Source organism: Enterobacter sp. Li2LvB3, from assembly GCF_056156645.1.
On sequence record NZ_JBSICG010000020.1, the window covers coordinates 14,599 to 28,658 of the forward strand.

At 54.7% G+C, this 14,060-nt stretch carries 14 protein-coding genes; 11 read left to right on the top strand and 3 right to left on the bottom strand.

Annotated features, from left to right (window positions below):
• Position 1 precedes the first annotated feature (1 nt).
• Positions 2-1,486: a hypothetical protein gene (locus tag ACS603_RS16395; RefSeq protein WP_474944582.1), complete on the top strand. Its 1,485-nt coding sequence runs from the start codon at positions 2-4 to the stop codon at positions 1,484-1,486.
• A 258-nt stretch (positions 1,487-1,744) separates the two neighbouring features.
• Here the strand turns inward: ACS603_RS16395 and ACS603_RS16400 are convergent, their stop codons facing one another.
• Entirely contained in the window at positions 1,745-3,160 is a 1,416-nt protein-coding gene (locus ACS603_RS16400) for an aminotransferase-like domain-containing protein (protein ID WP_474944583.1), read from the bottom strand.
• A gap of 176 nt (positions 3,161-3,336) precedes the next feature.
• Here ACS603_RS16400 and ACS603_RS16405 point away from each other — a divergent pair, with 176 nt between their 5' ends.
• Complete coding sequence (locus ACS603_RS16405; protein ID WP_182059423.1) at positions 3,337-3,498, top strand: DUF1127 domain-containing protein; 162 nt, start codon at positions 3,337-3,339, stop codon at positions 3,496-3,498.
• A gap of 40 nt (positions 3,499-3,538) precedes the next feature.
• Here the strand turns inward: ACS603_RS16405 and pdxR are convergent, their stop codons facing one another.
• Positions 3,539-4,927, bottom strand: a complete 1,389-nt coding sequence (gene pdxR, locus ACS603_RS16410) for a MocR-like pyridoxine biosynthesis transcription factor PdxR (RefSeq protein WP_474944584.1) — start codon at positions 4,925-4,927, stop codon at positions 3,539-3,541.
• Positions 4,928-5,029: 102 nt separating this feature from the next.
• Between pdxR and ACS603_RS16415 the strand changes: the two genes are divergently transcribed.
• Positions 5,030-5,509, top strand: coding sequence for a carboxymuconolactone decarboxylase family protein (locus ACS603_RS16415; protein WP_182059425.1), 480 nt, complete (start codon positions 5,030-5,032; stop codon positions 5,507-5,509).
• Here ACS603_RS16415 and ACS603_RS16420 read toward each other — a convergent pair.
• Positions 5,496-6,398: a LysR family transcriptional regulator gene (locus ACS603_RS16420; RefSeq protein WP_474944585.1), complete on the bottom strand. Its 903-nt coding sequence runs from the start codon at positions 6,396-6,398 to the stop codon at positions 5,496-5,498. The two genes, ACS603_RS16415 and ACS603_RS16420, sit on opposite strands and share 14 nt — an antisense overlap.
• A 99-nt stretch (positions 6,399-6,497) precedes the next feature.
• Between ACS603_RS16420 and ACS603_RS16425 the strand changes: the two genes are divergently transcribed.
• The 8 genes from ACS603_RS16425 to ACS603_RS16460 all read left to right on the top strand — a co-directional run bounded on the left by ACS603_RS16425 (position 6,498) and on the right by ACS603_RS16460 (position 13,913).
• A complete protein-coding gene (locus ACS603_RS16425; protein ID WP_474944586.1) occupies positions 6,498-7,913 on the top strand; it encodes an aldehyde dehydrogenase family protein in 1,416 nt (471 codons plus the stop codon).
• A gap of 132 nt (positions 7,914-8,045) precedes the next feature.
• Positions 8,046-8,369 carry an antibiotic biosynthesis monooxygenase family protein gene (locus ACS603_RS16430; RefSeq protein ID WP_182059428.1) on the top strand — a complete coding sequence of 108 codons (324 nt, stop codon included), beginning with the start codon at positions 8,046-8,048 and terminating at the stop codon, positions 8,367-8,369.
• Positions 8,362-8,760, top strand: a complete 399-nt coding sequence (locus tag ACS603_RS16435) for an amino acid-binding protein (RefSeq protein ID WP_315687761.1) — start codon at positions 8,362-8,364, stop codon at positions 8,758-8,760. Before ACS603_RS16430 ends, ACS603_RS16435 begins: the two co-directional genes overlap by 8 nt.
• The gene (locus ACS603_RS16440; RefSeq protein ID WP_474944587.1) at positions 8,732-9,427 is read left to right on the top strand and encodes an ArsR/SmtB family transcription factor; all 696 of its coding nucleotides are present in this window, start codon (positions 8,732-8,734) and stop codon (positions 9,425-9,427) included. Before ACS603_RS16435 ends, ACS603_RS16440 begins: the two co-directional genes overlap by 29 nt.
• 151 nt (positions 9,428-9,578) lie before the next feature.
• A complete protein-coding gene (locus ACS603_RS16445; RefSeq protein ID WP_474944588.1) occupies positions 9,579-10,046 on the top strand; it encodes a MarR family winged helix-turn-helix transcriptional regulator in 468 nt (155 codons plus the stop codon).
• Positions 10,047-10,048: 2 nt separating this feature from the next.
• Positions 10,049-11,113 carry an HlyD family secretion protein gene (locus ACS603_RS16450; protein WP_315687763.1) on the top strand — a complete coding sequence of 355 codons (1,065 nt, stop codon included), beginning with the start codon at positions 10,049-10,051 and terminating at the stop codon, positions 11,111-11,113.
• Positions 11,103-12,170: a DUF2955 domain-containing protein gene (locus ACS603_RS16455; protein WP_182059436.1), complete on the top strand. Its 1,068-nt coding sequence runs from the start codon at positions 11,103-11,105 to the stop codon at positions 12,168-12,170. Before ACS603_RS16450 ends, ACS603_RS16455 begins: the two co-directional genes overlap by 11 nt.
• A gap of 69 nt (positions 12,171-12,239) precedes the next feature.
• Positions 12,240-13,913 carry a hypothetical protein gene (locus tag ACS603_RS16460; RefSeq protein ID WP_474944589.1) on the top strand — a complete coding sequence of 558 codons (1,674 nt, stop codon included), beginning with the start codon at positions 12,240-12,242 and terminating at the stop codon, positions 13,911-13,913.
• Positions 13,914-14,060 lie beyond the last annotated feature (147 nt).

The window sequence follows — 14,060 nt, forward strand, 5'->3', positions numbered from 1 at the left end:
TATGAAAGATTTTAGTACAGTGAAAATTGATAGTGATATCAAAATTGATTTGACTACCATGGATAATGAGAATCGGCTTATCACCACACCCTGGAGTAGAATAGTCAGAGGATTAGGCTTGGGGCAATATCCTGTGGACTACAATGAAAGTGTTTCATCTTTAATTCAGGAGGCTTTCTGCTTCTTGAAGGCTAAAGGTAATTATAGTGATAACTATGTGAACTTTTCAACTTTACTTTGTGATTTTATTAACCTTATCCTTAACCCTAAGAAAATAATTAGCGAGAAGGAAAGGCTTGTTTATATCGACAACATTATATCTTTGATTGAGCATGAATGTGATCCTTACCGGAGAATTATGCAATACAGTATAACAATTGACGCGCTTGCTAAACTTAATATTAATGTGTTCACTATTCTAGAGCACCGTGTTGATTTATCAGTAGTGTTGTTTAATGTTATTGGTGATATTAAATTGAATTGCATAAAGGATGAGGATAAAGGTAATCATGGTGATTACGAAAAGCTATCCGCTTATACATCAGTGTTTTTTGCACTTGCTATATGTGATAAAGCTAATTATGCAGTTACTCAAGAGCACAATCATATTATTGATGCATTAAACACGTTAGAGCATATTCCTTCTCCTTTTTATCGAGGACGAAGTGGCGGTATGTTGTTCAGCGCTATAAGTCTGCTGGGTTATGGCTGGATGCTGCAAGATAATGGTCGAAATTATCTGGCTGAGACTCTGGACTACCTTGATAAGGTAGACGTTATTGGAGTTAACCCCGTATTTCCGCAACACATGACTCCTGAGTTTATAATAATATATCCTTTGCTGACAATGTTAAACGCAATTGCTGTAACGGGAAGCCATAAATTGCTTCATTATAGAAATAATCGTATTAAGCAAGCCAGTTTATTGTTGAATGCACTTACCCCGATTGAGAGAACACATATGGGGCTATATTACATAATGGCGATGTATAATTTAGGGCTGCTTGATCATGAGAGAAATAATATTGACACATTATTGGACGATATAGTACATACAGCAAATGACATTGAACCATCTGAAAATTATTTTTTGCATGGTATATCCTGTTCTTATGTTATAGAAACCGCCAGTATTTTAGGTCGCCGGGATTTGATTTCAGACGAGGTGATAAAAAAACTTGTTAACAGTTTTTATTCTATGAATCGAACCCAGGAAGATGAAGTGAATAGACCATATCCATTCGCTTATGCACTCACTACACTTAGTGAGATAGGACATGTTGAGCGCTTATTTAAACCTTCATCGCATTATGATGGTCAGTCTGCAATTATGTGGGTAATTAACAACCTTCCTCTAAAGGAAGATGGTGTGAATGAACGGCTTTATATGTTAAGTCATGCATTGATAAATTTGATGTTGCGTATGCGTGGGGATTATTTCACAAAAAATAAAATTTATGCGAGTTTTTGTTTTCCAACTTCATGAGAGCTGAAAAAAAATCATTTGCGCTATAGACTCTGATTTTTATATTTTAACTTATGAGAAAGAGGTGGTTTATTTGCTAGGTTATATTGTAATTTTTGTTGGGGCGATATGGGATGATTTTTTTAATGTTTTAATCAGCTTAATAGTTGAGTGTTACGAAAAAATATTCATTAAGGAGAAACTGTTATGTCATTTTTCAACATAATGTATTATCTCTTATCATAAGATATAAGGTAAGACTCCAATCTGGAAAAAAATCTACTCCTCCGTCGCAATATGGATTGCCTCACCCATTTTTTTCAGCGCATCACGGTTTTTATCGGTGGGTGGCAACGCCACGTTGATCCGCAGGCAGTTGCGATATTTCCCGGATGCGGAAAACAATGACCCGGCTGCGGCCTGGATTTTCAGGCGGCACAGCTGCTTACTCACGCAGACCATGTCCACTTTCTCCGGTAGCTCCACCCACAGTAAAAAACTTCCCTGCGGGCGCGTCACGCAAATTTCCGTCGGGAAAAACTGCCGCACCCAACAGGTGTAGGTTTCCATATTCTGCTGATAAATCTGGCGCATCCGCCGCACATGCCGATGGTAATGCCCGTCACGAATAAACGCCGCTACCGCCATCTGCGTGCCCGGCACGTTAAACCCCCCTGCGGCGTACTTCATGTGCATCACCCGGTCGTAATAGCGTCCCGGCACAATCCAGCCCACGCGCAGCCCCGGGGCCACTGTTTTGGTAAACGAGCTGCACAGCAACACGCGGCCATCTATATCTAACGAATGGATCGTTCGCGGACGCGGGTATTCTGCCGCCAGCTCGCCGTAAATATCATCCTCAACAATCACGATATCGTGGCGCTGAGCCAGCGCCAGCACCTGACGTTTACGCGCTTCCGGCATAATGAATCCAAGCGGATTATTGCAGTTGGGCACCAGGATCACCGCCTTGATTGGCCACTGCTCAAGCGCCATCTCAAGGGCTTCAATGCTGATCCCCGTTTCAGGATCGGTCGGGATTTCAATGGCCTTGATGTCATACCCGCGCAGCATCTGCATGGTGCCGTGAAACGACGGGGACTCCACCGCCACGATATCTCCCGGTTTGCACACCGAGAGCAGCGCAATCGACAGTGCGCCGTGGCAGCCGTTGGTGATCACAATCTCGTTGGGGGCAACGGTTGAACCGCCGTCCAGCATCAGGCGGGCAATCTGCTCGCGCAGTTCATATCGACCGTCCAGCACGTCGTAGCTCAGTACATCGGTAGGGTTGTGCTGCGCAATGCGGCTCATTTCCCGCCACAGCGGTTTCAGGCTCGGCTGGTTCAGGTCCGGCGAGCCGCCGCCAAAAGAGATAATCTCTTTGTCGGCACGCGCATCCAGCAACATCATCACTTCATCCCACTGGGTGACATCCACCGGGCGCTGCACCGGGCGCGTCATGGCCGGAACAGGCGGCTGAGCTTTGCGCTGAGAAACAAAATAGCCGGAGCGTGGCTGCGGGGTAATGAGATGAAGATTTTCGAGGATCTGATAAGCCTGCTGTATGGTGCTGATACTGACGCCGTGTTCCTGGCTCAGGGCGCGCACGGATGGCAAACGTTCGCCGCTGCGATACAGCCCTTGTTCAATGCGTTCGGCCAGAATATTGGCCAGATGTTGATAGCGCGTCATGCTGTATCCTCTATTTACACCATACAGATAATCAAACCAGTACAGATCGCCGCAAAAAACGACATGCAGATTCTGTTTTAGCGGATCTGTATGTTAAATAAAAGTTGTTTTTGAGTCTGTATTGCATACACCGATTTCCGGGATGATAACCCCACTGGCACAGTGAGGAGAGCATCATGGAATTTCACGAGAATCGTTCAAAACGTCCGTATATTGCGTTTGTCTGGATCTGGAAAACGGTTAAGAACTGGTATCGCATCAACCGTACTCGCCGCATTTTGAGCGCCATGAGTGATGAACAGCTCAAGGATGTTGGGTTGTCGCGGTTTGATGTGTAGATCGTAGGCCGGGTAAGGCGCAGCCGCCACCCGGCGATTTTCAGCCCAGCAGTTCAAGCGTCTGCTGTTTCGGCCCTTCCAGCAAATCCAGCGCTTCCTGATACGTCCGCACATTGTTATAGCCCATCACCAGCCCGTAGCGTTTGCCCGACCCGCGATACCACTCGGAAAGCGCATTCACCTGAAGCTGGTGCTGTTGCCAGCAGCGTGCCACTTCACGGTCGCCGCTGCCTCTGGATAAAAACGCCACGATGTGCATCCCTCCGTCGTTCTGCTCGGTGAAAAACAGATCGCCGTACACCTCCTGCAAGGCGGCGATCATCCAGTCGCGGCGGGTCTGATACAGCGCACGCATCTTTTTGAGATGGCGGAAAAAATGCCCCTCATTCAGGAATGCGGTCAGGATTTTTTGCGTGAGCACCGGCTGGCCGCTGGTCACGATGTCGGCGCAGTCGGTAAACGCCGCCACGGTGCTGGCGGGCATCACCACGTAGCCCATACGCAACGACGGCATAATGGTTTTACTGAAGGTGCCCATAAAGATCACCCGGTCGTGCTGGTCGAGGCTTTTCAGCGATGGCAACACCTTGCGGGTGTAGTGAAATTCACCGTCGTAATCATCTTCGATGATCCACGCCTCGTTCTGGCTTGCCCAGTCAAGAAGCTGCTGTTTACGCGGCAGGGAGAGAGTGACCGCCAGCGGGCTCTGGTGCGATGGCGTGACAATGGCAAAACGGGCATCGTGATGGTGGTGCAGCAGGTATCCGGTATCCATACCTGAACGATCGACCGGCACGGTGTGCAGGCGCGGGACGATGCGCTTGAGCAGTTGCTGCCCCATAAAATAGCCAGGGTCTTCAAACACCACTTTGTCGCTGCGGCTGGCAAGCGTATCGAGGATCAGGCGCAGGCTGCCGCTATAACCACTGGTGATCAGCACCTGCTCGGCGGTGCAGGACAGCCCGCGCGAGATATTCAGGTAACGGGCAATGGCCTGGCGCAGCGGATACCAGCCCAGGACCGGCGGGTTGAGCATCTCCTCCTGGCGCATGGAGCGGGTGGCCTGGCCTGCGAGCAGCAGCCATTTTTTGTACGGAAAGCTGTCGAGCGCCGGAATGCCCGGGCGTAAAAATCCACTGCGTTCACGCTGGCTAATCAGTGATTCCGGGAGTGTGCCGGTGGCCTGTTCCGCAGGCGCGTTTTGCCCGGGCAACAGCAGGTCGGGATTTACCCGCGTGCCACGCGCGCCCTGGCTGACCAGATACCCTTCTCCAATGAGAATGGCATATGCCGTTTCAACCGTTTTGCGCGCCACTTTTAGCTCTTCGGCCAGCACGCGGATCGCGGGCACTTTGTCGCCGGGTTTTAGCACGCCGCGCGTAATGTTGTCGCGATAGCGGGTATAGATATCGTGATAACCCGGCTTCATGTCCTACCTCGTTTTATAGTTTTTGTATCTTTTTACTATGTCATGAGCGGCGTAAATTTACCTCATCGCATTGCATATACCGCACACAAAAGAGGAAAGACTATGAGCACTCGCGTTAACCACCATAAAGTCACACCTGCACTCGCAAAAGCGCTGTCCGACCTGAGTATGGAAGTGGCGAAAACCTCCATCGACCCGGCGCTGAAACACCTGATTGATATTCGTGTTTCTCAGTTGAACGGCTGTACTTTCTGCCTGGACATGCACTCGAAAGAGGCCAAAATTGCCGGTGAGCGTGAGCTGCGCCTGTACCATCTGGCCGCGTGGCGCGAATCACCGCTGTTCAGCGCCCGTGAAAAAGCTGCCCTGGCGTTTACCGAAGCGCTGACCCAGATTGGTGTTCACGGCGTGAGTGATGCCCTGTACCGCAGCGTGGCGGAGCATTTCTCCGATGTCGAAATTTCAGAGCTGAATTTTGCAATTGTGGCCATCAACGCCTGGAACCGTCTGGGGATCACGTCCCGCATGGCACCTGGCTCGCTGGATGTGGCGTATGGCCTGAATAAGGCTAACCTGGAGTAATTCCGCGCTCGCGCACCAGGGCGACGAAAGCCCGCAGCCCGGGTGGGACATGGCGATGCCCGGGGTAGTAAAGGCGCAGTCCGGCAAAGGGCTGCGTCCAGTCTTCCAGCACGCTCACCAGTTCCCCGCTTTCCAGCTCTTGCCGGATATAGAGTTCCGGTAAAAACCCCACCCCCAGACCGGCCTTTACGGCGCTTATTGATGCAAACAGATCGGATGTGGAAAAGCGTGGCGGAACCGCCAGGGCATACTGCTCACCGCGGCGCTCCAGCTCCCAGCGATACAGCCCGCCATGGGACATCCTCATGCCAATCCCCTGATGGTGCAGCAGATCGTCGGGCGTTTGCGGTATTCCGTAACGGGCAAAGTGGTCAGGCGTGGCGACGATCAACTGGCGGATATCTGGCGTGAGTGCCACCGCCACCATGTCCTGCGGCACCGATTCCGCCAGGCGGATCCCGGCGTCGTACCCTTCGGCCACGATGTCGATCATCCGTGCCTCGCTGACTGTTTCGACGCGCATTTTCGGGTAACGCTGCATATACGCAATCAGCAGATTGTCCAGAAACAGTGGGCCAATATTATTGGGAACGTTCAGACGCAGCGTACCGGCAGGGTCGTCGTTATCACTGTGGATCTCTTCGCTGGCCTGGCGGATCTCCTGAAGCGCAGGCCCCACGCGCGCCACAAACCGCTGCCCGGCATCGGTGAGCGCCACGCTACGGGTGGTGCGGTTAAACAGGCGTGTTTGCAGGCGGCTTTCCAGCCCGGCCACTGCATTGCTTACCGCCGTGGCCGACATGCCCAGCTCCTGAGCAGCAGCGCGAAAGCCTCCGCGGCGTACCACGGCCAGTACCACTTCCAGCTCTGTGAGTCCTGAACGATGCATATATTGTCCTGATAATCGAAACAACCCTTGCAGCATAGCGTGGATTATCGAAACGAAAAAGGCGTGCCAGACTGTGTTTACACAGCCTGAGGAGGCCTTATGCGTCACATCGAACAGATCTTTATCAACGGTGAATTTGTCACCCCGCACGGCACTGAACGTTTTGATTTGTACAATCCGGCCACGGCACAGGTGATTGGCCAGGTGCGTCTGGCGGATGAAGTCGACGCTGAGTGTGCTATTGCAGCCGCCAAAGCGGCGTTCCCGGCGTGGGCAAACACCACCCGACAGGAACGTATTGCCGCGCTGAAGCGGATGCACGCGGCGGTCGTTGCCCGCCATGACGCGCTGCTGGAGGCCATTATCGAGGAGTACGGCGCGCCGTCGTCGCGTTCGGCGTGGATGGCCAGCTATCCGGCAGAGGTTATCGCCCAGGCTATCGACGCGCTGGAGTCATTTGCATTTACCCTCACGGCAGGTGCAGCCAGGGTGCAGATGACGCCGCTTGGCGTCGCCGGGCTGATCACTCCGTGGAACAGTGATGCAGGCTTTATCTGCGGCAAACTGGCGGCCGCACTGGCGGCGGGTTGCACCGCGGTTATCAAACCCAGCGAGATGAGCGCCCTGCAAACCCAGATTATCACTGAGGCACTGCGTGATGCCGGATTGCCGCCAGGGGTGTTTAACATTGTGACCGGGCGCGGCGACACGGTGGGCGAGACAATCAGCCGCCACCCGGATGTGGCGAAAATCTCCTTTACCGGTTCCACTCACACCGGAAAAGCCATTCTGCGTAATGCCGCGGAAAGTTTTAAGCGTGTGACGCTGGAGTTAGGCGGTAAATCGCCGACGATCATGCTGGATGATGTCGATTTAGCGCAGGCGGTGCCGCTGGTGATTCAGGCGGGTTTTATGAACAGCGGGCAGGCCTGCGTGGCCGGAACCCGTATTCTGGTGCCGCAGTCGCGTAAAGCGGAGATGGAACAGGCTCTGGCGCAGGCTGTTGCGGCGGTGCGGTCTGGCGACCCGCGTGATAGCGCCACCGAGGTGGGGCCGATGGTCAGCGAAAAGCAGTGGCAGCGAGTTCAGGGATACATCCGCAAAGGGACAGAAGAGGGCGCACGCCTGCTGGCGGGTGGTGAAGGGCGTCCGGAGGGTACGCAGGATGGCTGGTTTGTCCGTCCAACGCTGTTTGCCGATGTTCATAATCAGATGGCGATTGCCCGCAAAGAGATCTTCGGCCCGGTGCTGTGCGTGATCCCCTATCGCGATGAAGCAGAGGCGATCGCCATTGCGAACGATACCGACTATGGCCTGAGCGCGCTGGTGCTGGGCAACGATGCCGGGCGTGCGCAGCGCGTGGCGCAGCAGATCCAGTCTGGCCGGGTGCTGGTCAACACGCTCGCCCATGAGCCAAAAGCCCCGTTCGGTGGGTTTAAACACTCCGGCGTGGGCCGCGAGATGGGGACATGGGGGATCAGCGCGTTTATGGAGCCGAAATCGATCCTGAGCTAAACCTCCCGGTGGCGCTGTGCTTACCAGGCCTACAGGAGCCAGCGCCCTCCGGCAACAATACTTCGCCATCCACCGAAGCATCCCGTGCTTCTTCCCTGCATTCTCTCCTTAACATCACACGGAGAGACCATCATGATCGCAGTCCTTTTCGAAGCCAAAGCGGAGCCGGCACACCAGGCGCGCTACCTGCAACTCGCGGCTGAACTCAAACCCCTGCTGGCCGATATCGACGGATTTATCGATATCGAACGTTTCCAGAGCCTGACCACCGACGGCAAAATCCTCTCCCTTTCCTGGTGGCGGGATGAAAAGGCCATCCGCAACTGGAAGCACAACGAGTTGCATCTGGCCGCACAGGCAGAGGGGCGGGCGTCTATTTTTGCCTTCTACCGCATTCGCGTGGCGCAGGTGGTGCGGGAATATTCCTCAGAAACCGGAGGACACGCAGATGTATGACATTCACGTGATTTTCGAGAATGCCCCCGGTGAACTGGCGCGGTTCGGGCAACTGCTCGGGCGTAATGGCGTGGGGCTGGAGGGCGGCGGGGTATTTGGAGTTGACGCACATTTTCTGGTGGAAGAGGGGGATAAAGCCCGGCGCGTATTGCTGGCTGCCGGGTTCAGGGTGCAGGCGGTAACAAAACCGTTAATCCGTAAGTTAAAACAGGAGCGCCCGGGGGAACTGGGCGAGATTGCCTCCGCGCTGGCAGTGCAGGGTGTGTCTATCCTTACCCAGTACAGCGACCACGCGAATCACCTCATTCTGCTGACGGATAATGATAAGCTGGCCGCAGAGATAACCGAACCCTGGGCTGCCTATGTTAAAGACCCAATTACCCCCCGATAACAGCGCTGCACTGGAGCAAGCCATTGCGGCCGTGGCGGCGGCAATGGCCGATCCGTCGAGGGTAAAAATGCTCTGTGCACTGATGGACGGGCGGGCGTGGACGGCCACCGAACTGAGCACGGCGGCAGATGTTGCCCCGTCGACCGCCAGCGGGCACCTCGCCCGGCTGGTGGAAGGAAGGCTGATTACCTGCTTGTCTCAGGGCAGGCATCGCTATTATCGCCTTGCCGGGCACGACGTGGCAGCGCTGGTCGAGCAGATGATGGGGCTTTCCTGGAGCCGCATTACGCCGCCGGAAACCACCGCGCCAAAAGCCATGCGCGAAGCCCGCACCTGTTACGACCATCTTGCCGGAACGGTGGCGGTACAGATCTATGATTTTATGCAGGCAGAAGGCTGGCTGGAGGCAGACGGTTCAGCGCTCACGCTGCATGGCCGGGAGCAGTTCCTGAAACTCGGCATTCTGTTAAGTGCTCATCCCCGTCGCAAGGCCTGCTGCGCCTGTCTGGACTGGAGCGAGCGGCGGTTTCATCTGGGCGGAGAAGCCGGCGCGGCACTACTTACGCATCTGGAAAGCAAAGGCTGGATCCAGCGGGTGGCGGGGTATCGGGAGGTGGTGGTGACGGTATCCAGGAAGGCTGCCGTCAGGAAGTATTTTAGTCACTAAACACTATTGCAGGCTGATGCCCTCACCCATTCCCTCTCCCGGTGGGAGAGGAAGAACGCCACTTTCGCAATTCTTGCTCTTTCGTCCCTCGTTTCTTGATACTTACCCTGATAACTATTATCTTGCTCCTGTGAGATGAGAGGACTCCCCTATGAGTGAAGACGATCTGTTTAGCCGGCGGCCCATGGGCATGAGAATGGCAATGATCGTGCGTCAGTGGCGCGCAGTGATTGACGATGCCATCCTCGATACCGGGTTAACCCAGTCGAGCTGGACGGTGATGATGCAGCTTCAGCAACTGGGGGATAATGTCTCTGTCAGCGAGCTGGCGGAAGTGCAGGGAATTGAACTGCCGCCGCTGATGCGCACGCTCACACAGCTGGAAACGCGGGGCTATCTGCTGCGCACCACATCGCCTTATGACAAGCGCATCCGGCTGTTGACGCTGACACCTGAGGGCAAGGCTATCCTGAAAACACTCACTCAGGTGATAGAAACCTTTCAGGCCCGCGTCTCACAAAACATCGCACCTGAACATATCGAGATTTTCAGCACTACTTTGAATCAAATCGCCTGCAATTTGCGAACAATCCGCGAAGAAGATAACAAGACTGAATAACCATGACTCCTGAACAGAAATTTGCCCGCTGGGTAAGGGTGAGTATTGCCTCTTTCCTGCTGATGTTTGTCTATTTTATCGTCGCGGATATCTGGATCCCGCTGACGCCAGACTCCACCGTAATGCGCGTGGTCACGCCCGTGTCGGCGCGTGTTTCCGGCTATGTGGCGGCGGTGCATGTGCATAACAACAGCCAGGTGAAGAAAGGCGATCTGCTGTTTGAACTTGATGACACGCCGTTTCGTAACAAGGTTGAAGCGGCGCAAATCGCCCTGGAGCAGGCGCGTCTGTCTAACGACCAGCTGGATGCCCAAATCAGCGCCGCGCAGGCCAGCCTGAAAACGGCAGAGCTGACCGCCCGCAACGATAAAGTGACGTTTGAGCGCTATCAGAAACTCAGCACCTTACAAAACGTCTCCCGGTCCGATCTGGATAAAGTGCGGACTACCTGGCAGAGCAGCGAGCAGTCCGTCAGCTCGTTGAATGCCAATATCCGCAACCTACGTATTCAGCGCGGTGAGCGGGATGAGCACCGCAACGTTACGTTGCAAAAATACCGTAATGCGCTGGATGAAGCCGAGCTGAACCTTGGCTGGACGAAGGTATACGCCGAAGCGGACGGCACGGTAAGTAACCTCCAGCTCAGCCCGGGGTTTTATGCCTCGTCGGGCTCTGCCGCACTGGCGCTGGTGAACAACCAAACCGATATCGTGGCGGATTTCCGGGAAAAAAGCCTGCGTCATACCCATCAGGGAACGGACGCTGCCGTGGTGTTCGATGCCTTCCCGGGGCAGGTGTTCCGCGCCCACGTAGTCAGCAGCGATGCGGGGATCTTAGCGGGGCAGGAAGCGGTAAACGGCGAACTCTCTGAACCAGAAACCTCTAACCGCTGGGTACGTGATGCCCAGAGGATGCGTATTCACGTGGCGCTGGATGAGACGCTGCCGAAGCATCTGCCCACCGGCGCGCGTGCCACCGTACAGCTCTATAATAGCGAAGGCCCGTTTGCGCGCTTCTTCTCCGGGATGCAGATCCACCTTGTGAGCCTGCTTCACTATGTCTATTAATACTCTGGCGAGGGTCTTTACCCCGCACGGCAACATCGTCTACACGGCAAACGACTTTCGCCAGACACTGCGCATCGTCTTTGCCGGGATGGTTGCGCTCAGCATCTCAAGTTTTTACAACACCAGCTACGGCGTGTTTTTTGTGGTTTATCCCATCATGCTGTTGTCGCTGGTGCCGGTGTTTAACCGCCACGTCGCGAAGCAGTTTATCTTCAGTGCGTCGCTAAACTGCATCGAAATGGTGATTATCATCGGCTATTTGTCGCAATGGCCGCTGATCATGACTCTGGTGGTATTTGCCCTGTACGTGATGCGTTTTCGCTTTATGAGTAAAGGGCCGCTGTTCCTGTTCGGCTCGATGGGCGTGGTGTGCCAGAGCGTAATGCTCAATTTTATGAGCTACCCGACAACCAACTGGCATACGTTGATCTTTTCCAACATCGAAGCCAGCGTGATGGCAGTGTGTCTGAGTGCGCTGATGAACTATCTGCTGCCGGACGTTGAACCCCGCAAGCCGCCACCGCTGATTGAGAAAGACGATGCCCGCGTGCGTCACGAATCGCTGCTCTCCGGCACCGTGGCTACGCTTATCTTCGTGGTGTTTCAGATTAGCGACCTGAGTGACTCCCTGTCGGCGCTGATGGCCGGGATTTTGATCCTGTTCCCGATGCACTATCGCGGCTCGGTCATGAGCTCTATCTGGCGTGTGGCAGGCGTGGTGCTGGGTTGTCTCTATATTCTGGTGGTGCAGCTCATCCTTTACGATCACAGCAGCCACATGTTGCTGATGATGCCGCTTATCGGCCTCGGGCTGGCGTTTGGCGCGCGTTTGCATGTGATGGAGAAAGTGGGGGCCGGGGTGGGCTTTGCCAGTATCACCACCATCGGCATTATGTTCGGGCAGAACATGCACCCGGACAGCGACCTGGTGTTTAGCGACCTGTATCGCATCACCTCCGTGACCTTTTCGCTGGTCGCCACGCTGACGCTGGTTTTTCTGGTGCATTTGATACTTAACTGTTTTGCACCAACGCGATACGTGATCCGCAATACCTGACACACATATTTATTTCGTTCTGTGCTATCACTGTCGGCCGGATAATCTGGCGACAAAAGGAACGGATGAATGTGGCAGACGCGAGCGCTTGAGCTAAATAATCAGGCTTACTGGAACTGGGAAAAGGCCTGCGAGCTGGTCGACTACGCCGTCGCACATGAGTTCAATACCGTGATTGTCGGGCAGGTCGACCTGTTCGACAAACTGGTTTCCCCCAAAGGTTACACCCCGCACCATTACAACGATCGTCTCTCAAGCCAGCAGCGCGCCCGCTGCGTGTATCTCAACCGCCTGGGGCTGCTGTGCCAGCAGAAAGGTCTGCGATTTTACCTTCAGGCGAAGGAGTTTAACTTCCCGACCGATCTGCTGCTGGCACACCCGCATTTGTTCGAGGCGGGCCAGGGCGTGCGCTTTGATGTCGATTTCTGGTGCGCTTATCTTTCTGAAAAAGTCTCCCTGATTTGCCAGCGCATTCCCTCGCTGAACGGCCTGCTGGTGGCAATCTCCAATACCGACGGGCTGTTGCCGATTTCACGCCCAAACTGGGAACTGTCGGCGCAGGATGATGAAAACCGCGCGAAACGCGACGATGAGCGCAGCTGTTCGCTCTACAGCCGCTGTTTCAATGCGCTATCCCGGGCGATGCAAAACGAGAATAAACATCTGGTGCTGCGCGTGTTCCCGGCCGGGAATCACGATCTCGGTAACGTGCTGGAGACCATCCGTCCGCTGCCGGAAAGCGTGAGCGTGTCCATCAAGCTGACCCCGGAACGGTTCTGGCCGTCATTCCCCAATAACCCGGCGCTGCTGGCAGTGCGCGAACGCGAAGTCTGGGCGGAAATCGATCTGGTAGGCGAAGAGGTGGGCTGGGGCATCTTCCCGTTCCCGCGTATTGACGAACTCCAGGGGCGGTTGCTTTGGTGTCGCAGTAACCCGGCTATCCGCGGCGCGGTATGCAAAACCAGCTGGGAAGGGGTCGATAACCACTGGATTATCGGCACCCTCAGCGAGTGCAACCTGGTGGCCTGTAGTCAGATGCTGATGAGTGACGGCGCACACCAGACCCAGGCGCAGCTGCTGACGCACTGGCTGGACGAATGCTACGGATGGCGGCCAGACGAGCAGACTCTCGGTACTTTCCAGTCCTTACTTGAGCAGGCCGGTCAGGTGCTTTATCAGGCCATCTATGTGCGTGACCACGTTTTTCATCGCCACAGTCAGGTGCCTGAAAGCTACGGCCAGGCGGTGTGGAGCCTGTTTGGGCAGCTAAACCGCAACCACTGGCTGCCCGGCTCTGAGCGCGATGTCTTCTTTAGCGCCAGCGATGTTGAGGCTTCTGCGGCCTCCCTTTCACGTATCGCGAAAGAGAAAGACGATGCGGGGGCGGCGTCTGCCGCTCTGCGTGAGGAGGCGCTGCGTTTTGCTGAAACCGCCGCGTTCCCGTGGTCGCTTAAACAGCGCTGGCTGGAAGAGTGGCAAGGACTGGCGCTTTACTGCCACCTGTTTTTACACGCCCAGAAGGCTTTCTTCACCCTGCGCTTTGCCCGTGAGGTGGAGAACAGCTGGAGCATGAGAGAGATTTGCCAAATCAATATTCAGGAACTGTATCGCTGTGCCTCCGAAATGGAAGATTACTGTGCGAAACACGCGGAGGCTTCCCCGGGTCTGCATGTGCTTTTCGATGCCTCCCGGGTGCGTGCCCTGGCCGACAGCCTTGGCGATGAGCTGAAAGGGCTGAAGTAGTTTGATGCGCGTCACATAAAAATCCCGACCGGATATTTTTGTGTGACGCTTATCGCATCACCCCTTTCCCTGCCCGCGAATAGCGTGACGCATATCACGCGACATTCCTGACCCCTTCCCGCTTTGTGAGTGACCAGGCAGATCCCG